Here is an 18,954-nt window from a genome sequence, read left to right on the forward strand (position 1 = left end):
GGGGGGGGCACGGCCGGATCCGAGCCGAGCGGCACCTCCCCTCCCCGGGGGGGCGCGGGGGGGGCCCCCCCCCCCCGCGCCCCCCCGCCCCCCCCGCCCCCCCCCCCCCCCCCCCCCCCCCGCCCCCCCCCCCCCCCCCCCCCCCGGTCCGCCTTCGGGGCGACGGCAAGGCGCACGTGGCGGACCGACGTCGGAGCCGGAACCTTTCACTCGCACGGGCTGAAATCTGTCCTGGCTGATGTAGACATGCAGCCACGAGGGGCTTAATGTGTCTGCTGTAGCCAGGAAGTCAGCGAGGCGCGGCAGACATGAACTGCCCGCACGGAACAAAAGGTGTGGCACGGCGGTGGAGTGGTGGGGCCGGAGTAGGCTTTGGGTCCCCTCGCTGATCGCCGGGCCGGGTGGCCTCATAAGGGCTGCCGGCAGTACGCAGGACCCGCAGGACCAAGAGGTTTGTCAGAAGGAAGAGAAAAGGAGGCGGACGCCATCAGGATCGCCCGGGCGAGAACGGTTCGCTCGGGTACCGCAGGCCCCGGAACGGAAGGTGGTCCCACGGTCACGCATCCGCGATCCCCGCACTCTCCGCCCCCCGTCGGGGGCAGATGCGGAAACAGAAGGCCGGCCTCGCAGTAAGCCGGTCGATGGTGTTACAAATCCCTCGGGGCCTTGGTGCCGTACGGCACCAAGGCCCCTCGACGCATTCCCCCATTAGAGGTGCAGATGACCGCAGACACACCGCTCGACCGCATCGATGACGACGACTACCCCGCTTACACCATGGGGCGGGCGGCGGAGATGCTCGGTACCACGCCCGCTTTCCTGCGGGCTCTCGGCGAAGCCCGGTTGATCACGCCACTGCGCTCCGAGGGCGGCCACCGCCGCTACTCCCGCTATCAGTTGCGTATCGCCGCCCGCGCCCGGGAGATGGTTGACCAGGGCACCTCCATCGAGGCGGCTTGCCGCATCATCATCCTGGAGGACCAACTCGAAGAGGCCCAGCGCATCAACGACGAACTGCGAAGCGGTGATGTCGGGGCCGGCCACAAGGCGGACGTCTGACCTGTACCTCACAGCGAACGAAAGCCCCACCGGGCCCGTGGCCGACAGCCGCCGGTCAGGCCGGGCGTCGCCGTCCGGCCCGGGACGGCGGCCCGGGGAGACGCGTGGCGGTGCCGCCGTGGCGGCCTTCGGACCGGCAGTCGCTGCTCCGACTCCCGTCGTCCGACCCGCACGCGAGGTGCCGGTCGCGCAGGCTGCGGCTCACGTCACGCAGGCTGCGGCTCACAAGGCACCCCCTGCGCCCTCACTGCTGTCCTGGCACCGGCTCGCAGTTTCTTCCGCCGGTCAGATGGACAGGGGGGCGCCGAGCAGCGCGGAAGCCCGCTGGAGCGGGTCGACGATCTTCGCGGCTGCCGCCTCTGCGGTCTCCGCTGCCTTGGGAGCGGTGCGGCAGGTGAAGCCGAGCTGGGTCATGGCCCTGAGGACTTCACCGCCGCTGAAATCACGGCGGTCCTGGCGGGTGATGACCTGACCGACCTGCTTGGCGGGGTAGTGGCGGCGTCCGATGATCACGGAGTCGCCGGTGACCGGCTCGGGCTTGACGCCCTTCATCGACTCCAGCACGCCGGCCTTGGTGAGCTCGAACGGAAAACGGGCGATGACACAGCGCACGATGCCTCACAAGGAGAGGAAAGGAGAGGAAGGGGGGAACCGGCCGTGGTGAGGCGGTTCAGCGGGAGAGGGTGAGGACGCCCAGGGCGTTGCCGCGGTCGTCGACCACGGGCAGGACCCCGAGCCGCCGGTGCCGCATCGCGTGCTCGGCCTCGGCCACCGGAGTCGGCGGCGAGGCGAAGAGTCCGCCGTCGTCGGAGATGTCGCGCAGGCGGACCCGGTCGGTGTATCCGGAACTCTCCCGCACGGCGGTGAGCCGGGCCCGGGTGACCAGGTCGGTGCACTGACCGTCCTCGTCACAGACGACGAGGTGACCCGTGCGGGCGGCGGTCATGACGGACAGCGCCACCTCGACGGTCATGTCGTCCCAGACCTGGGGCCCGGCCGCGCCCATGGCATCGGCGACCGTCCTGGGCGCGGCGTCGGTGCTCGTTGAGCGGGAATGCATCTGGACCAGCGTCAAGAGGTGCCTCCTGCAGAGATGGGTCGGCTTCCTGATCAGGACGGTTCCGGGTTCTGGATGCGAGGTTCCGGGCACCGGGACCCGCGTTCTGGGTCCCGGAGCCCGGGTTCCGGGTTCTAGGCTGCCGCGCCGGAGACGGACCGCTGTGCGGGCGCGCGCCGGGCCGCCGGGACGGAGCGGCGCCGGCCGCGTGAGGTGGTGCCGCGCTTGGGGCGTTCGACCACCGGTGCGGTGATGACGACCGGGATACCGGAGGGGGCCTGGGCGCCGGTGATGCGGTGCAGGGCCTCCGCACCGGCCCGGACCTGGGTGGTCTGCGGGACGATGCCGGCCATGGTCATGAGGCGGGTCATGGCGCGGCGCTGGTTCGGGGTGACCAGGGTGACGACGCTGCCGGACTCGCCGGCGCGGGCCGTGCGGCCGCCGCGGTGGAGGTAGTCCTTGTGGTCGGTCGGAGGGTCGACGTTGACGACGAGGTCGAGGCTGTCGACGTGAATGCCGCGCGCGGCGACGTTGGTCGCCACCAGCACGCTGACGTGCCCGTTCTTGAACTGCGTCAGAGTGCGGGTGCGCTGCGGCTGCGACTTGCCCCCGTGCAGGGAGGCGGCCCGCACCCCGCTGTTCAGGAGGTGCTCGGTGAGGCGGTCGACGGCGTGCTTGGTGTCCAGGAACATGATCACGCGGCCGTCGCGTGCGGCGATCTCGGTGATGGCCGCGTGTTTGTCGGCGCCGTGGACGTGGAGCACGTGGTGCTCCATCGTCGTGACCGCGCCGGCCGACGGATCGACGGAGTGCACGACGGGGTCGCTCAGGTAGCGGCGCACGAGCAGATCGACGTTGCGGTCGAGCGTGGCGGAGAACAGCATGCGCTGACCCTGGGGGCGGACCTGGTCGAGCAGGGCGGTGACCTGCGGCATGAAGCCCATGTCGGCCATCTGGTCCGCTTCGTCGAGGACGGTGACCAGGACCTGGTCCAGCCGGCAGTCGCCGCGTTCGATGAGGTCCTTGAGGCGGCCGGGGGTGGCGACGAGGATCTCGACGCCGCGGCGCAGCGCGCCGGCCTGCCTGCCGATCGGCATCCCTCCCACGACCGTGGCCAGGCGCAGCTTCACGGAGCGGGCGTACGGCGTCAGCGCGTCGGTGACCTGCTGCGCCAGCTCACGCGTCGGGACGAGGATCAGCCCCAGCGGCTGCCCGGGCTCCGCGCGCTGTCCGGCCGTACGGGCCAGCAGGGCCAGCCCGAAGGCGAGGGTCTTGCCGGAACCGGTGCGCCCCCGGCCGAGGACGTCACGGCCGGCGAGGGAGTTCGGCAGCGTCGCGCCCTGGATCGGGAACGGGACGGTCACGCCCTGCGAGCCGAGCGCGGCCAGCAGCTCCGCGGGCATGTCGAGATCGGCGAAGCTCGCCACGGCGGGCAGCGCCGGGGTGATCGTCTTCGGGAGGGCGAACTCACCCTGCAGCGCGGCGGGGCGGCGGCTGGGACCGTTGGAACGCACCGGTCCGCCGGAGCGGCCCGGGGACGATGAGCCCGAGCCGAACCGTTTGCCGTTCTTCCCGGGAGTGGCGCTGCCGTTCCAAGTGCGGGCGGATCGGTCGTTCGTGCGTGTGCGGTTCATGCGGAGGACCTTCCTTGATGCGGCACATATCAAGGAATTCCCGCAGCAGTGAGCAGCATGGAGAATTGCAAGAACGGGCCGAATGGGGCGCGAAAACAAATGGTGCGCCACGATGTGATTGAGAGGGGAGGTTCTGGCCTCCCTCGGAAAGGGAATCCGTGGATGTAATTCCGCGGATTCCCGCAGTCGTCCCGCAGGGAAAACCACTGCGGGACGTGCATACAGCTGGGGCCCGCACCCCGAAGGATGCGGGCCCCAGCTGTAAGTGTGCGTCGACGTCAGGCGGGAACGATGTTCTCGGCCGTCGGGCCCTTCTGGCCCTGCGCGATGTCGAAGCTGACCTTCTGGCCTTCGAGCAGCTCGCGGAAGCCCTGGGCGGCGATGTTCGAGTAGTGGGCGAACACGTCCGCGCCGCCACCGTCCTGCTCGATGAAGCCGAAGCCCTTTTCTGCGTTGAACCACTTCACGGTGCCAGTAGCCATGTCATATCTCCTTCGGGGCAGTGAGTCGGCACCCGCACTGTACGGATGCCGTGTCGCCGCGATGATCACCCCGCCGGAAAAGAACCGGTGCCAAAAGGCACTTCCAGTGGCGAAGACGCCGACCGAGAAGAACTTGGAATTCGGGAACCACAACTGCAACTGAGATAGACAGTAGCACGTTGCCGCGGTCCGTGTGCGCTGAGGAATTCCGCTCCGGTCGTTACTGCAAGGAAACTGTCCGCACGGTTCCGTAAAACTCTCACTCCGCGGATACAGATATAATGGTGTCCGGACCCCGCTGGTCCGTAAATACCGACTCCGGTCACGAGGACGAAAATCCGGACCGGTGAAGGCGAACAGCGGTGTGCCGGGACCAATTTTGGTGCCAGTGCCGGGGCCGGTGCATCCCGGCCCCGTGCCGGAGCGGCCTCGCTCCGCAGGCACCGGCGAACCCTGCGGAGCGGTTCAGCCACGGACAGGTCCTGGAGGCCGGCCGGCCACGTGCGGCGGTACCTCGCCGAGAGCTCCTCGCTCCGGGCGCGGAGCCGGCGTACGAGCCCCGCCGGCTCCGCGCGTCGTCGGGCCGCCAAGGTGTCGAGCGGGTGATGTGCGGTCGCCCACTTCAGCGGAACCGGCCCGCCGGCGCGGTCCGATGGCTCGGTGAAGGCACCGGCTGAAGGTCCGAGGCGGGAGCAGTCGGGTGGAGTCAGGTGGCGACGAGGGCGTCGTCGGTGGCGCGGGCTCCGGGCAGCCTGTGGCGAGCGGCGACGAGGGCGGAGTCGATGTCACGGGTACCGGTGGACACGCACAGGGTGTAGGCGACGTCATCCATGCGCCGACGTGCTTCCTCGCTGCCGTTCTCGGCATGCAGCGTGCGCAGCGTCTCGTACTGCTCGATCAGGTTCTTCAGCACGTCCGGGTGTGCCATGAGCATCGGAAGTATCCCTTCTACCACCACTCACATGGGTCGTACACGGACCGTTTGCCCCGGCCTCCGGCCGCTATTCCCGTATGTTCCGAGAGAGCGGCCGGAGCCCGTGGGACCGGCGAGGGCTCAGTCGGTGGACGGGGCTTGGCCCGGGGCGCGCCGGATACCCGGCCGGCATGACTGACACACGACCCCTCGCCCTGATCACCGGCGCGTCCAGGGGAATCGGATACGAACTGGCCCGGCAGTTCGCGGAACACGGCTACGACCTCGTGGTGAACGCCGAGGACGAACAGCTGGAGGCCGCCGCGCAGAGCTTGCGGGCGACCGGCGCGGAGGTACGCGCGGTGCGCGCCGATCTCCTGACCGGTGAGGACGTGGACAGGGTGCTGGCCGCGCTCGACGGGCTGACGGTGGACGTCGCCGCCCTCAACGCGGGGGTCGGCCAGGGCGGCGCCTTCGTGGACACCGATCCCGCCGACGACCAGGCGGTCATCGATCTCAACATCACCGCGACCGTCAGGCTGGCCAAGCCACTGCTGCGGGCCATGGTGGCGCGTGGTGCGGGCAGGCTCGCCTTCACCTCGTCCGTCGCCTCGACGATGCCCGGTCCCTTCCAGCCCGTCTACAACGCGTCCAAGTCGTTCGTGCAGTCCTTCGCCCAGGCGCTGCGGGAGGAGGTACGGGACACCGGCGTGACGATCACCTCGTTCATGCCGGCCGCGACCGAGACGGACTTCTTCCGCCGGGCGGGAATGGCGGACGACACCCGGATCGGCACCATGAAGAAGGACGATCCCGCGCAGGTCGCCGAGCAGGCGTTCAAGGCCATCGTGGAGGGCGAGAAGAAGGTCGTCACCGGGTCGCTGAAGGCCAAGGCGCAGGGACTGGCCGGGAAGGTGATCCCCGACGGGGTCAAGGCGGCGGCCCACCGGAAACTGGCGGAACCCGGAACCGGCAAGGAGTCCGGACGGCAGGAGCGAAGCGGTCCCGGCCATCGTCGGTCGTGACGGTGACGGTGACTGCGGCTATGACTGCGACTGCGACTGCGGCTGTGTCGCCGTGCTCGTCCCGGGCACTCCACGGAAATGAGTCCCCACCGACTGGTTCCCGAGTCCCTGGCCCTGCTGACCGAGGGATACGCCTGGCTGCCCGACCTCATGCGTGCCGAGGGTGACACCGCCCTGAACCTGCGCCTCCTCGGCCACCCGGCCCTGGCCGTGCGGGGGCCCGAGGCGGTCCGGTTCTTCTACGACGAACAGCACGTCCGGCGCCACGGCGCCCTCCCCGGCCCGGTCGTGAGCACGCTCTTCGGCCACGGGGCGGTCCATACGCTCGACGGCGATGCCCACCGGTCCCGCAAGTCCTTCTTCCTTCCCCTGCTGGAGGCCGACGCGGTCGCGGGCTCGGCGGAGCACATCACCGCCGCCTGGGACGAGGCGGTACCGGGCTGGCGGAAGCAGGCGGACGTGGTGCTCTTCGACGCCGTCGGCCGAGTGATCACCCGGGGTGTCTGCCGCTGGGCCGGTGTCCCGTTGGCCGAGGACGAGGAAGAACCGTTGGCGCGGGATCTGCTGGCCATGGTGGACGGTTTCGCCACCCCCGGCGCCCGGCACTGGCGGGCCAGGCGGGCCCGCTCACGCCAGGAGAAGCGGTTCGGTGAGCTGGTGACCGAGGTCAGGTCCGGAGTGGTCCGGGCGCCGGCGGACTCCGTGCTGGAGCGTGTCTGCCGCCACCGCGACGCCTCCGGCGCCGAGCTGACGCCTCGGGTCGCCGCGGTGGAACTGCTCAACGTCGTCCGGCCCACGGTGGCGCTCAGCTGGTTCGTCGCCTTCGCCGCGCACGCGCTGCACCGGTGGCCCGAGAACGGGCGGCGGCTGAGGTCGGGCGACGCCGCGTTCGCCACCGCCTTCGCCCACGAGGTCCGCCGCTTCTACCCCTTCGCCCCCTTCCTGGGCGGTCAGGCCGTCACCGACCTGACCTGGCAGGGCCGGAAGGTCCCGGAGGGCGGACTCGTACTCCTGGACGTCTACGGCCAGAACCACGACGAACGCCTGTGGAAGGACCCGTACGCCTTCCGTCCCGAGCGTTTCCTCGAGCGTCCGCCCGGCCGCGACGTGCTGATCCCGCAGGGCGGCGCGGACGCCCGCACCGGACACCGCTGCCCGGGCGAGGCCATGACCGTGGGCATCCTGGAGACGCTGTCGCAGCGGCTGGCCGACTTGCGCTACGAGGTCCCGGCACAGGACCTGACCATCCCCCTGAACCGCATCCCCACGCGCCCCCGCAGCGGAATGATCATCCAGCCGACCGCCACCCCGCACCCCTGAGCCACCCGCTCTCGGGACCTTCCGGATGAGCATCCTTCCCCCTGGTGGCCTACAGGGTTTCGTCATGCGGCTCGGACGTTTCGCGTGTTTGGCACCGGAACCGTCCGGCTACCCGCGCTGATGCGCGGGACGAACGAGCAGAACCGCCGAACCGAACCGTGAACCGAACCGAACCGAACCGGGAAAGAGGCCGAAGAGCGATGTCGAATCCACAACAGCCGGAGATGCGGCGCAGTGACAAGGGCGCGAGCACACCGCAGGACAGCCGGGAGCTCAAGGCGTCGCAGGAGTCCCAGCACGGGACCCCGGCCCACGGCACGGACCGTGGTGACAAGGGTGGCGGCGAGGGCGGCGGCACGCCTCCCGCACAGCGCCCTGACCACCCGGAGTGAAGAGGCTCCACAGGGAGTGATGGACCAGTTCCCCTGCCCCGGCAACCGGTGAGTTCAAAGCACCTGCCGGTTGTCCGGTCCGGGCCCCACCGATTCTTCCGGAAGAAACGCGAGAATGCTCACGGCGCTGACCACTCTGCACACTCTTGATGAGGTCGCCGACAAAGTCCGTCGGCGGAGTCGTCTTTACATCCGCTGGTCACTCGGTCCGGAGACCGACCTGCGCGGTACGTCCAGCCGTGACGAACTCACCGGTGTGCCTCTGCCCGGGCTGTCCGCCAACTCGTTGGACATCGAGCCCTGGTGGCAGGACCGGTCGGTACGGATCTGGGTCGCCCGCCGCCTCTACGACTACTGCCACCTGCCCCGCCATCGGGGCAACGGCGTGAGGCCCTGGCTACTGCGCGGCCAGGAGAGCGGGCGGGGCCCCGACAACGAACCGTTGGTGGATCATGTGGAGCCGCTGGCCTGGATCGCTGCGGCGGTCATCGACGAGGCGGTGGGAGTGATCGAGGAGCAGCCCGGCCCCTGGGGCCCGATGGAGCGTATGGGGCAGGCTCGGCGGCCGGGTGGAGGTACCCCCGGCGCGCGTTGACCGCCTCGGCGACGGCGGTCCGTTTGCTGTTGGCGTGCTGGGGACCTCCCTGAGCATGGTCGAACCGTCACATGGGCTCCGGTTCGGCGATGCTGCCGACCGGGTCGTCGAGCAGGGCGATGCGGGCGGTGACGCGTTTGCCGACGGGCTCGCGCTGGACCGCGAGACTCTGCACGACGGCCATGACGATCTCCAGCCCGTGCTGCCCCACTCGCTCGGCATCGGTGGCCCGGGCCATCGGCAGTAACGGTTCGGAGTCCCACACCACCACCTCCACCATGCCGCCCGCGATGCGCAGGTCCATCAGCACGGGGCCCGGTGCGTACTTGCGTGCGTTGGTGACCAGCTCACTGACCACCAGCTGGGTCAGGTCCAGGGCGCGCTGCGAGACCCGCAGGCCGTGCTCGGCCCGCATCCGGGTGAGGAAGTCCGTGGCGAGGTGGCGAGCCCGGGCGATGGGCGCGCCCTCCCCGCCCAGAGCCACCGTGGTCTGCAGGGCCGGCCGGTCCGGCGTGGCTCCGTCCTCGCCCATGGGCACAGGTTCCATCCAATCGCCTTCGCTTCCCGGCTCGCACCCCCGCGCATACCCGAGTTCGCACTGGTACACGCCTTGCGCCCCCGCCGGTTTCCCCTCCCCGGCGGCGGAGCATCGTCCTGGCCGTGGGGGCGGCACTTCGGGCGGAAGGTCTGATGTGCAAGTATCACCGACATGGCCGAGGAATCAGTACCGGACAGCGAACGAGCCGGACAGCCCGGCGGACTGTCGGTCGCGACCACTACGACCACCGACGGCATCCGCGTGCTCCACCCGACCGGGGAGATCGACCACCACACCTGCGGACAACTGCGGCAGGCCCTGGACACACTCCCAGCCGACCGGCCCCGCGTGGTCATCGACCTGAGCGGGGTCCCCTTCATGGACTCCAGCGGCATCAACATCCTCATCGCCGCCTACAAGAACGTCACCGCGGCCGACGGCTGGATCCGGATCGCCGCACCCACCACCCCCGTACTGCGCGTCCTGCAACTCGTCCGCGTCGACGGCCTCATCACCTGCTACCCCGACCTGAGCCAGGCCCTCGCCCCTTAACCACTCGCACCTCCCCTGACGCCGGACCAGGGAAAGGCCGGGATCCGACGCGGTCCGTCCCTGCGCACGTCCACGACGACCCCTGCGGATGCCAGCCGGACCTCAGGTCCGCACCCCGTGCGGTCACGGTCCCGGCCCTGCCGCGTCCCTGTCCCGGCCGGGCGGTCGCCGGCGGAGCCGGGGAACACGCCCGATCGGCGGCTTTCCGTATCCATATGGTTGCCAAGAGTGGCGGCCTTGCGGGGTGGCCCATAACGTCGGGCTCATGAGGAAATACCAGGTCACGTGCCTTAGTTGCGCCATCGCACCCCTCGTCGTCGGCATGGGTGCCCTCGCTCCGGCCGCCTCCGCCCGCAGTGGACCCGAGCAAGTGGTCCCTCCGGGCCAGTCCGTCCAGAAGGCCGTTGACGCGGCCGCACCCGGAGCCACCATCGTCCTGACGCGGGGCACCTACCGCGGAAGCGTCACGATCACCAAACCGCTGACCCTCCGGGGCGCGGGCGAGCAGACCGTGATCGTGCCCGGAAAGGACGAGGAGGCACGGGGTGCGTGCGCGGAGGCGGGGAACGGCATCTGTGTCACCGGCACGGACGAACACCCCGTCACCGGGGCGCGGATCCAGTCGCTGACCGTCGAAGGGTTCAAGAAGAACGGTGTCTCGGCCACGCGCACCGACCAGCTGAAGGTCCACCGGGTGACCGCCCGGGACAACGGCCAGTGGGGCATCGCGCAGGATCGTTCCACCCGCGCCTCGTTCCGCTACAACACCGCAAGCGGCAACGGCGACGCCGGGCTCTACACCGCCAACGTGTTCGAGGCCGACGCGGAGAGCAAGACCTTCGACACCCACGGCACGGTGATCAGCGGCAACCGACTGACGGGCAACCGGATCGGCATGACCACCCGTCGGCTCGGGAACCTCACCGTCGAGCACAATGTCGTCACCGAGAACTGCGCAGGCGTCTTCGTCGTGCTGCCGCGCACGGTGGGCGACCTGACCGTCCGCCGCAACGCGGTCTACGAGAACAACGAGTACTGCCCCGCCGCCGCGCGCCTGCCCCACCTCCAAGGGGTCGGCATCGTCCTCGTCGGTACGGAGAAAGTACTGGTGACGCAGAACGCGGTCCGCGGCAACGTGGGTGACTCGCCGTACTCCGGCGGGATCGTCGTGTTCGGCAGCATGGACGACGTCCCCAACGAGCGGAACCTCATCCGCGACAACCTCGTGCTGGGCAACCTCCCCGCGGACCTGGCCACCCGCGACGAGAAGGGGAAGGACAACAAGTTCATCAACAACGTCTGCCAGACCTCCGAACCGGCCGGCACCTGCTGACCGGCCGGGCCGCGGCGGCCCGGGGCGGCCGACGACGCGGACGGGCCACAGCAGCTCGCGGGCCGCGCTGACCCGCCGGCACATGACCAGCGACCGGACCATCGCCGACCGGCTCGGCGCCGTGATCCGGGACAGTGGGAGCAGCGTGGGCGGGGCTCCTCCGGAGGGAGCACCGGGCGGACGCAGTGGCACGTGCGGGGCACGGCGCCCGGAACGACGAAGGGCCGACCCGGCTCCGGATGCTTCGGTGCGCCGTCGTTCACCGGCATCGACGTCGACCCGCATGTGAGAAGTGGCTGTTCACGAGATGGCCTACAGGTCTCTTGCGCGGTGCGGGGGTGTGGACTTGTGAAGTCCGCGGCGCCGGGCAGCAGTGGAACGGTTCGGCGTCCGCCGACGTCGTCTCTCTCCGGGGCACGGTGGTCGTGCCCCGGGGAGGGGAGACCGGGTGCACACGGGCGGCTTCGGCAAGTGGACACGGCGGTTCGAGGACGAGCGCGAACGCAGGCGCGCCCAGGGGGACCCGGACTGGGGGCGAGGCGCGACGCTGCATCCGGCGGTGTGGGCCAGTGTCCAGCGCTTCCAGGTCGGCGAGGACGGTGACGGCGCCAACCTCGTGGGCAAGGCGGACGAGGCCGGTGACGGCGACTACGCGCAGGCGGTCCGGCTCTTCGTCGCCGAGGAGCAGAACCACGCCCGTCTGCTGGCCCGTCTGCTGGCTGCGGGGCACATACCGACGTTGGCCGGGCACTGGAGCGACACGATCTTCGTACGGCTGCGGCGTCTCATGGGCCTGCGCATGGAGCTGCTGGTGCTGATGATCGCGGAAGTGGTGGCACTGCGTTATTACCGGGCCCTGCGCGACGGGACCGACGACCCGCTCACTTCGGATGTGGCGGGACGGATCCTGTCCGACGAGCAGCGCCACGTCCCGTTCCACTGCGAGCGGTTGCACGCCTCCCTGGCAGAGCTGCCCCGCGCAACACGCCGCCCGGTGATGGCCCTGTGGCGGCTTCTTCTGCTCACGGTCGCCCTCGTCGTCGCCGCCGACCACGGTCCGGCGCTGCGACGGCTCGGCATCGGACGCCTGCGATTCGTGGCCGATGCCGCGGCCTCGTCCGGCGCGGTCGTCTCCGCGGTGCTGGCGTCCCGCCCCGACGCGTGGACGAGCGCGGGCTGACAACGGACAGCCCACTGCTTCCCACCCGTCTCATCAGGGGGTTTCCCGGGGCAAGGCCGCACGCGGTCGGGCCCGACTCGAACGAGGGCCGGCGGGGAGCGGGACGGCGCAAGGGCTCGCCCCGGCTGTCGTCAGCGCCGGTTCGACCGTCGACGCACGGTGAAGACACAGGCGAGCATGCCGAGTCCCCAGGCGATGAGGAGGGCACCCCACAGGGGCATGGTCACCATCGGGATGAGAAGGCGGATCTCGACGTGCGCGCGGTTCTCGAAGATGAAGACGAGAGCGATCGCGGTGATCAGAACGAACGGTGCGAGACGGCGGACGCCGGGACGGGAAAGGAACGGCGTATGGGCCTTGTGCTCTTTGGTCCGGGTCATGGGGTGTCTCTCCCTCAGGTTGCCCTCGCGTCCAGCGTCCTCTCTCCGTACAGGGCGCGCCACCGAGGGCACCATGCGGGCGCGGCGGCCGGTCGCGCCTTTCCGCGCGTGGCGCATCCCGACGATGTGAGGGGCGGGAGCGTGCGTCGGGCCGGGCAGAGGTGCAGGGGCGCACGGCTGTGACCGTCCGCCCGGAAGGTCGGGACGGATGCGAGCCGGGTCCTGATCCATCGGTGTCGAGCACGGCTTCAGCGAAGTGCCCAGGGCGTGCCCGCTTCCCTTTCACCCGCCGAGGGTGAGGTGACGGCCACGGTCCTGTCGAACACTTGGCGTGGACAGGGCACGCAGCCGTGTACCTGTCCGAGCAGCTTCATGCGTCGGACGGAGCAGGGAGATCACGTGGACCGGTACCCGCCCATAGCGGACCACGGCATGGTCGGCGATCTCCAGACCGCCGCACTGGTGTCGTCCGGCGGAACCATCGACTGGTGGTGTACGCCCCGCTTCGACTCGCCCAGCATCTTCGCCTCGCTCCTGGACAGCGAGCGAGGGGGCACTGCCGTCCGGCCGCGGAGTTCCCGGACGGCGGCGGGCTGACCGTTCGGCAGCTGTACCTGTCCGACACCGCCGTCCTGGTCACCCGGTTCATGGCGCCGGGTGGGGTCGGTGAGGTGGCCGACTTCATGGCGCCCATCGACTCCCCGGCCCCGACGGACGTGCACCGGCTGGTGAGGGTCGCACGGGTCGTACGGGGCAGCCTCCCCTTCGCGCTCAGCTGCCAGCCGCGTTTCGACTACGGCCGAGCCCCGCACGTCAACGTCGTGCAGTCGAGTTTCCCCGAGGAACAGCAGGGAGAGATCTCGGGCCTCTCCCGCAGCGTGTCCCACCTCGGCTCGTCCTTCGGCACGGCCATCGCCGGCACCATCCTCGTCGCCGGTCTCACCAAGGGCGCCTACGCCGCCGCCATGATCACCCTGGCCTGCATCGGCCTCGCCGCGGCGGCACTCCTTCCCCGGGGCAGGGGGCCCGGCACCCCGAAGACTCCACGCCCTGGTGCTTTCACCCTGCCGGGGTGAGGCTGCTGCTCGGGACGTGCCGGGATTCACGCGATGACGCGATGGCGCGATGGCGCGAGTCTTCCGCGCAGAGCAGCACCTTCTTCATCCGCCCGGTGGCCGACCGCGGCCCCTGAGCCGGCTCAAGGGCCGGAGCCGATCCTCCCTGCCGCGCGCGGCCGGCTTCTCGGCCGGCTCCCGCTTCGACTTCGCGGACCGGCCGTCTTGTGTGCGGCTCCAGGGGGCGCGAACGACCACGGGGACCGGATACATCGCCTCCCCGGATCCGGCCGTCACCTCGCTGGGCGATCGAGCCCGGCGCCGGAGACCGGAGCTGTGCCTCTTCCCGGGAGCAGACGGCCCAGCGCCAACCGTGCCACGAGCGGCCAGTCGGCCGTCGCTCCGCTGCCTCGCAGCGTGTGAGGGCGGCGGCGCGGCACGCGGACCCGGAGTGCACCGGGCGCGCTGCGGCACACGACGGGTGACGGCAGGACGACGTGTTCTCCGTCGATGCCGACCGGGAGGGTGTCCGTGCCGGCTTCGACGACGACTTCTTCGGCGTTCAGCCGGACGAGCCCCCCGGAGCGCGGACCGCGCACGATGCGCGCCGCCTCAGTGGTGCTGCCGACCCGCACGCACACCAGGCCGAGGAGCCCCGAGTCCAGCCGCTCCCTGCGCCCCGGACGGGCCGCGTCGACGGCACGTCCGTAGGGGTTGTTGCTGACGAGCAGCGCCTGGAGTCCGTCGATGTGCGTCCGGCCGGCCCGTATCCGCAGCCTGAGCGCGTCCTCGCCGGTGAGGAGACCGGGGAGGGTGCGCAGGGTCGTGCGCGCCTTGGCATCCCGGTACGCGGGGTCGGTGACGACGGACGCGTACGTTCCGAACGAGGCGTTGTTGACGAAGACCCGGTCCGCGGCGTACCCGAGGTCGATGCGGAGTTCGACGCCGTCGGTCAGGGCCTGCAGGGCCGCAGCCGGATCGTCGCGGTCGAGGCCGAGATCGAGGGCGAAGTGGTTGCGGGTGCCCGCGGGGATCACCACGAACGGCAGGTCGTGGCGCGCCGCGACCTCGGCCACCAGCGCCTGGGTGCCGTCGCCTCCCGCCACCGCCAGCAGGTCGGCTCCCTCGGCGACGGCCTGCCGGGCCAGCTCGACGACGTCCTGGCCCGCGTCGAGCAGAACCACCCGGCAGCCCGCCGCCCGGGCCTTCTCCGCCAGCTGGAAACGGCCCACCTTGCCGCCGCCGGAGCGCGGATTCATGAGGATCCAGGGGGCGTGGGGTTCCTTGACGGCAGTCCGTCCGGAGAGGGTGTGACCGTGTGCCGGGGCCGTACGTGCCGCCGTGACGGCCAGCGCCCACAGGGCCAGGGACACCAGGGCCGGCCCCAGCATGCCGAACGCGGCGTACAGGGCGAGCACGGTGACCGGTGCGGCCACGGACAGGACTGCCCCGAGGACACGGAGCACACCCGTGTGTGCCAGGGCCCACCACACGCCGACGGCGGCGAGCGCGAGCCCTGCGATGCCGACCAGTACCCACAGCACGCTCCGCAGACCGGCGACGACGAGCGGCACCAGGATGCTTCCCAGAAGGGCGAGCAGGGCCAGGCGGGCCCGTCCGGCACCGCCTTCGAGCGCGGTCGCGGCCCCTGCCGCGGCCGATCCCCTCGTGTCACCTCTGTGCCGTTCCACTCTGTGCCGTTCCACCTGCCGGCCCTTTCTTCTCGCGCTCTCGGGCACGTGCCGGCCTTCTCTTCTCACGCCGCCCGCGCCGTGCCGGGGCTGCCTCACACGGTGCGCGGTGAGCGCTCCCCGGACAGGTCGGAGAGGTTGCCGCGCTGGACCACGCACAGGGCCCAGATGATGAAGCCCGAGATGGTGATCATCACGACCGACCACAGCGGGTAGTACGGCATGGAGAGGAAGTTGGCGATGATGACGAGTCCGGCGATGGCCACGCCGGTGACGCGCGCCCATGTCGCGGTCCGGAGCAGTCCGATGCTGACGATCACGGCGATCACGCCCAGAACGAGGTGGATCCAGCCCCAACTGGTCAGATCGAACTCGAACACGTAGTGGGGTGTCGTGACGAAGATGTCGTCCTCGGCGATGGCCATGATGCCCCGGAGGATGTCGAGCAGGCCGACGAGGAAGAGCATCACGGCCGCGAAGACGGTCAGGCCGGTTGCCCATTCCTGCCTCGCCGTGGGTGCCGGACGGGTGGGTGTCGCGGTCATCCTGCGCCTCGTTTCGTGGTGTGCGGGTGCTCAGCGACCGGGGGCACGGGTGGTGGAGTCCGAGTGTTCCGCCGGGCCGTGGCCGGTCAGGACCAGTTCCTTCGCCCGGCGGAACTCCTCGTCCGTGATGGCGCCGCGGTCGCGGATCTCGGACAGCTTGGCGAGCTCGTCCACGCTGCTGGACCGGCCGCCGGCCGCGGTCTGCCTGATGTAGGCGTTGAACTCCTCCTGCTGCGCGCGTGCCTGGGAGACCTCTCGGCGGCCCATGTTCTTGCCGCGGGCGATCACGTAGACGAACACGCCCAGGAAGGGCAGGACGATGCAGAACACCAGCCAGCCGGCCTTCGCCCAGCCGCTCAGCCGGTCGTCGCGGAAGATGTCGGTGATGATCCGGAAGAGCAGGATGAACCACATGATCCACAGGAAGAACCAGAGCATGGTCCAGAAGGCGTTCAGCAGCGGGTAGTCGTACGCCAGGTAGGTCTGTGAGCTCATTGTCCGTCCTCCGTTCCGGGCGCTCGCCCGGCAGCGGTTCTGTGCCGTCTTCAGCGTGCCCACGGCAAGCACCGGGCGGCCTCACCCGGCGCGGGTGAGCGTGCGCACCGAGTGAGGCGCCCTCGGCGGACAGGTTCCCGCCCTCGGATCAGGGGCCGGACTCCTCACGGCCACGGGGTGCGGCGGCCGCGAGGACCGCCAGGCCCACCAGGACGGCCAGGACGACGCCGATGACGAGCACCACCGCTCCGACCGTGGGGTGGTTCCAGAGCACCAGCGCCAGCGCCCCGGCCACGAAGACGCCGCCGACGGTCCACGCCTGATGGTCCGCCAGCCAGTGTCCGGTGGACCCGGTGCGCACTCCGGCGCGGCGCAGTGCCCGGCCGGCGGCCGTCGTACCCCGTTGCGCCGTCGTGCGGACGGTGCGGGCGGGGCGTCCGGGACCGTACAGGTACGCCACCAGTGCCGTGATCACCGAGACGACCAGCAGGGTGCGCGTGCTGTCGCGCAGGAAGCGGACGAACGTGTCGTAGATCGCCGCCGCCGCGTCGGGCGGCAGCGTCGCGGGCGGGACCGAGTCCAGGTAGACCCGTCGGGCCACGGCCAGCGCGACGAGCAGCACCACCGTCATCACGCCGACGCCCGCCCCAGTGATCATCAGCATCACGCGGTGCGCCGGGGCGGTCCACACGGCGAGCGCGGCGAGGACGGCGGTCATCAGGGGCAGCCACACGCCGACGACGTCCAGCAGCCGCATCGTGTCCTGCGCCTTGCCCAGTTGCTCCGTCTCGAACAGCGTGACCGTCCGGTCGGTGTCCGGGATCGCGGCGGCCTTGTCGAAGCCCGCGTCGACGAGCCGCTCCCGCACCTGGTCGACGACCTCTCCCACATCCAGCTGAACGGTGCCGCCCTCGGCGCGCACGGCACCCGTGCCGTCACCGGTGAGCATGGTCACCACCGCGGCGTGCGACCGCCGGTTGGCGCTCTCCCACGCCTGCCGGAAGGCGTCGCTGGTGACGACACGGCTGACGGTGCGCTCCACGACGGACCGCACGGCCTCGTGCAGCGGAGCCTCCAGGGACTCGGCCCCGTTCACGACACGGGGTGGTGCCCCGGCGTCCCGGAGAATGTCGGCGAGCGAATCCGTCACCGCCCTCACGTCCACCTGGGCCACCACACGGTTCGTGAGCCGGTCGGTCACGGTCTCCTGCACGGACGGCTCGGACGCCAGCGGCGCGACGGTCTCCACGTACCGGTCGGTGTCGGAGACGGTGTCCTGGACCCAGGCCGCGACGACGGCCAGGGGCGCGAGCAGCAGGGCCGACAGGAGCAGGACCGAGGAGCAGGCCAGGCGTGTGCGCCGGTGACGTATTGCCGCGTGCCGGCGCAGACGCTCGTATTCCGCACGTTCGCCGGTGGTGAGGGCGGGCGGCTGGTTCGCGGGCCCGCCGGGCTCCGGCGGACCGGAGGCAGTGGCCGGGGCCATGGTCGCTCCTCCCGCGGCGGTGGCGGTCAGGACGTGGCGGCGGGTGTGCCCGGCCCCCGGGGCCGCGCCCTGCGGAGCGCGGCCCGCCAGGCGAGGGCGACCACTGCCTCGGCCGTACCGAGCAGGACCAGCCAGAGGCCGAGCAGCCGGGTCAGGGCGCGGGCCGACTCGGTCGGCAGGGCGAGGACCACGATCCCCGCGACGATGGTGAGCACCGCCACCCCCAGAACGATGCCGCGGTGCGGCAGGTCCTCGGCTGCGAGGGCTGTATAGAGGGTGAGAATGCCGGACACCAGCCAGACGACCCCGACGATCAGTGAGAGCGCGGCGATCGTCTGCAGCGGGTTGCGCAGACACAGCACCCCTGCCAGGACGTACAGCACGGCCAGCAGGAGGCCGGGCAGTCGTTCGTGCCCCTGACGAGCGAAGACGGTCACGAACCGGAACGCTCCGGTCAGCAGCAGATACAGGCCGATGAGGACGGCCAGGACGTGCAGGGTTCCCTCCGGCCAGACGAGTATCAGGACGCCCGGTACCAGCGTCGCGAGGGCCGAGCCCAGGAGCCAGGTCCAGGAACGGCCGAGCCGGTCGAGTACGTGTGCGGGATCGCCCATCGGACCGGGGGCCGCACCGTCGGGCCGGTGTTCCCGGCCCGCGGTCGACGCATCACGCGACAAGGCCATGGCTCCTCCTCACGAGATCGGGCGGTCGCTTCCGGACCGGCGACGGGACAGTGGGTGAGTGGCGGAGTGAGAGGACCTGACCGCCCCAGGTTCCCGCCCGCCACCGGTGCCGGGATCACCCACCCCGGGTGATCCGGCGACGTCACCGAGGCGGTGAGAGGGCACGGCCGGCCCCGAGGCGGGGGCCGGGTCGGCACACACCGCCCGTCACGGTCGGTCCGGCAGCTGCCGCATCTCCGTGACGTGCAGCCCCAGCGACTGGCAGCGCGTCAGCAGCCCGTACAGGTGCGCCTCGTCCACGACCGTGCCGAACAGGACGGTCTGGCCGGACATCACCACGTGGTCCAGCTCCGGGAACGCGTTCGCCAGCGCCTCCGACAGGTGTCCCTCGACTCGGATCTCGTAACGCACGAGCGGCCCCTCCACGGACTTGCCCGGGCACCTTCCACGGACCGGCTCAGGACCGTCGGTCGGTACCTTTCCCCTCGAGCGTCTGCCGCCGTACCCCTCAGGTTCCTCACCCGGTACAGGTGACTCGG

General features: G+C 70.8%; 23 protein-coding genes. 10 read left to right on the forward strand and 13 right to left on the reverse strand.

Annotation, left to right across the window (positions count from 1 at the left end):
* Positions 1-720: 720 nt before the first annotated feature.
* On the forward strand, positions 721-1,059 hold the full coding sequence (locus ACIF80_RS10455; protein WP_399801983.1) for a MerR family transcriptional regulator: 339 nt from the start codon (positions 721-723) through the stop codon (positions 1,057-1,059).
* Positions 1,060-1,344: 285 nt separating this feature from the next.
* Here ACIF80_RS10455 and ACIF80_RS10460 read toward each other — a convergent pair whose 3' ends face one another.
* From ACIF80_RS10460 to ACIF80_RS10480, 5 genes are all read right to left on the reverse strand, one after another.
* The gene (locus ACIF80_RS10460; RefSeq protein ID WP_399801986.1) at positions 1,345-1,671 is read right to left on the reverse strand and encodes an SCO5918 family protein; all 327 of its coding nucleotides are present in this window, start codon (positions 1,669-1,671) and stop codon (positions 1,345-1,347) included.
* 58 nt (positions 1,672-1,729) lie between these two features.
* Positions 1,730-2,134 (reverse strand): CBS domain-containing protein, encoded by a 405-nt coding sequence (locus ACIF80_RS10465; protein ID WP_399801989.1) that lies wholly within the window; start codon positions 2,132-2,134, stop codon positions 1,730-1,732.
* A 116-nt stretch (positions 2,135-2,250) separates the two neighbouring features.
* The gene (locus tag ACIF80_RS10470) at positions 2,251-3,750 is read right to left on the reverse strand and encodes a DEAD/DEAH box helicase (protein WP_399801990.1); all 1,500 of its coding nucleotides are present in this window, start codon (positions 3,748-3,750) and stop codon (positions 2,251-2,253) included.
* A 278-nt stretch (positions 3,751-4,028) separates the two neighbouring features.
* Positions 4,029-4,232 carry a cold-shock protein gene (locus tag ACIF80_RS10475; protein ID WP_004986771.1) on the reverse strand — a complete coding sequence of 68 codons (204 nt, stop codon included), beginning with the start codon at positions 4,230-4,232 and terminating at the stop codon, positions 4,029-4,031.
* 706 nt (positions 4,233-4,938) lie between these two features.
* Positions 4,939-5,166 (reverse strand): DUF5133 domain-containing protein, encoded by a 228-nt coding sequence (locus tag ACIF80_RS10480; RefSeq protein WP_399801992.1) that lies wholly within the window; start codon positions 5,164-5,166, stop codon positions 4,939-4,941.
* Between the two features lie 170 nt (positions 5,167-5,336).
* Here ACIF80_RS10480 and ACIF80_RS10485 point away from each other — a divergent pair, with 170 nt between their 5' ends.
* The 4 genes from ACIF80_RS10485 to ACIF80_RS10500 all read left to right on the forward strand — a co-directional run bounded on the left by ACIF80_RS10485 (position 5,337) and on the right by ACIF80_RS10500 (position 8,477).
* The gene (locus tag ACIF80_RS10485) at positions 5,337-6,170 is read left to right on the forward strand and encodes an SDR family NAD(P)-dependent oxidoreductase (RefSeq protein ID WP_399801995.1); all 834 of its coding nucleotides are present in this window, start codon (positions 5,337-5,339) and stop codon (positions 6,168-6,170) included.
* 78 nt (positions 6,171-6,248) lie between these two features.
* Positions 6,249-7,490: a cytochrome P450 gene (locus tag ACIF80_RS10490; RefSeq protein WP_399801997.1), complete on the forward strand. Its 1,242-nt coding sequence runs from the start codon at positions 6,249-6,251 to the stop codon at positions 7,488-7,490.
* A 200-nt stretch (positions 7,491-7,690) separates the two neighbouring features.
* On the forward strand, positions 7,691-7,882 hold the full coding sequence (locus tag ACIF80_RS10495; protein ID WP_399802000.1) for a hypothetical protein: 192 nt from the start codon (positions 7,691-7,693) through the stop codon (positions 7,880-7,882).
* 115 nt (positions 7,883-7,997) lie between these two features.
* Positions 7,998-8,477: a DUF6098 family protein gene (locus ACIF80_RS10500; RefSeq protein WP_399802002.1), complete on the forward strand. Its 480-nt coding sequence runs from the start codon at positions 7,998-8,000 to the stop codon at positions 8,475-8,477.
* Positions 8,478-8,544: 67 nt separating this feature from the next.
* On the opposite strand, the gene ACIF80_RS10505 is transcribed toward ACIF80_RS10500, so the two are convergent.
* A complete protein-coding gene (locus tag ACIF80_RS10505) occupies positions 8,545-9,024 on the reverse strand; it encodes an ATP-binding protein (RefSeq protein ID WP_399802005.1) in 480 nt (159 codons plus the stop codon).
* A 162-nt stretch (positions 9,025-9,186) separates the two neighbouring features.
* Between ACIF80_RS10505 and ACIF80_RS10510 the strand changes: the two genes are divergently transcribed.
* The 3 genes from ACIF80_RS10510 (at position 9,187) to ACIF80_RS10520 (ending at position 12,080) form a co-directional block, all read left to right on the forward strand.
* Positions 9,187-9,567, forward strand: coding sequence for an STAS domain-containing protein (locus ACIF80_RS10510; protein WP_399802007.1), 381 nt, complete (start codon positions 9,187-9,189; stop codon positions 9,565-9,567).
* 265 nt (positions 9,568-9,832) lie between these two features.
* Positions 9,833-10,900, forward strand: coding sequence for a nitrous oxide reductase family maturation protein NosD (locus tag ACIF80_RS10515; RefSeq protein WP_399802010.1), 1,068 nt, complete (start codon positions 9,833-9,835; stop codon positions 10,898-10,900).
* Positions 10,901-11,348: 448 nt separating this feature from the next.
* Complete coding sequence (locus tag ACIF80_RS10520; protein WP_399802012.1) at positions 11,349-12,080, forward strand: ferritin-like domain-containing protein; 732 nt, start codon at positions 11,349-11,351, stop codon at positions 12,078-12,080.
* 131 nt (positions 12,081-12,211) lie between these two features.
* Here the strand turns inward: ACIF80_RS10520 and ACIF80_RS10525 are convergent, their stop codons facing one another.
* The gene (locus ACIF80_RS10525; RefSeq protein ID WP_399802014.1) at positions 12,212-12,460 is read right to left on the reverse strand and encodes a hypothetical protein; all 249 of its coding nucleotides are present in this window, start codon (positions 12,458-12,460) and stop codon (positions 12,212-12,214) included.
* Between the two features lie 372 nt (positions 12,461-12,832).
* On the opposite strand from ACIF80_RS10525, the gene ACIF80_RS10530 reads away from it, so the two are divergent.
* Entirely contained in the window at positions 12,833-13,057 is a 225-nt protein-coding gene (locus ACIF80_RS10530) for a trehalase-like domain-containing protein (RefSeq protein WP_399802015.1), read from the forward strand.
* The gene (locus ACIF80_RS10535; protein WP_399802667.1) at positions 12,949-13,536 is read left to right on the forward strand and encodes a hypothetical protein; all 588 of its coding nucleotides are present in this window, start codon (positions 12,949-12,951) and stop codon (positions 13,534-13,536) included. The genes ACIF80_RS10530 and ACIF80_RS10535 overlap by 109 nt, the downstream gene beginning before the upstream one ends.
* A 272-nt stretch (positions 13,537-13,808) precedes the next feature.
* Here the strand turns inward: ACIF80_RS10535 and ACIF80_RS10540 are convergent, their stop codons facing one another.
* The 6 genes from ACIF80_RS10540 to ACIF80_RS10565 form a co-directional block, all read right to left on the reverse strand.
* A complete protein-coding gene (locus ACIF80_RS10540) occupies positions 13,809-15,206 on the reverse strand; it encodes a diacylglycerol/lipid kinase family protein (RefSeq protein ID WP_399802018.1) in 1,398 nt (465 codons plus the stop codon).
* Positions 15,207-15,301: 95 nt separating this feature from the next.
* Complete coding sequence (locus ACIF80_RS10545) at positions 15,302-15,751, reverse strand: hypothetical protein (RefSeq protein WP_399802020.1); 450 nt, start codon at positions 15,749-15,751, stop codon at positions 15,302-15,304.
* Between the two features lie 30 nt (positions 15,752-15,781).
* Positions 15,782-16,246, reverse strand: coding sequence for an SHOCT domain-containing protein (locus tag ACIF80_RS10550; RefSeq protein ID WP_399802023.1), 465 nt, complete (start codon positions 16,244-16,246; stop codon positions 15,782-15,784).
* Positions 16,247-16,394: 148 nt separating this feature from the next.
* Positions 16,395-17,732, reverse strand: coding sequence for a hypothetical protein (locus ACIF80_RS10555; protein ID WP_399802025.1), 1,338 nt, complete (start codon positions 17,730-17,732; stop codon positions 16,395-16,397).
* 26 nt (positions 17,733-17,758) lie between these two features.
* Complete coding sequence (locus ACIF80_RS10560) at positions 17,759-18,415, reverse strand: HdeD family acid-resistance protein (protein ID WP_399802028.1); 657 nt, start codon at positions 18,413-18,415, stop codon at positions 17,759-17,761.
* Between the two features lie 207 nt (positions 18,416-18,622).
* Positions 18,623-18,826 carry a hypothetical protein gene (locus ACIF80_RS10565; protein WP_399802029.1) on the reverse strand — a complete coding sequence of 68 codons (204 nt, stop codon included), beginning with the start codon at positions 18,824-18,826 and terminating at the stop codon, positions 18,623-18,625.
* Between the last annotated feature and the right edge of the window lie 128 nt (positions 18,827-18,954).

Origin of the sequence: Streptomyces sp. NPDC085927, assembly GCF_044540975.1 — a bacterium.
Lineage (GTDB): Bacteria > Actinomycetota > Actinomycetes > Streptomycetales > Streptomycetaceae > Streptomyces > Streptomyces hirsutus.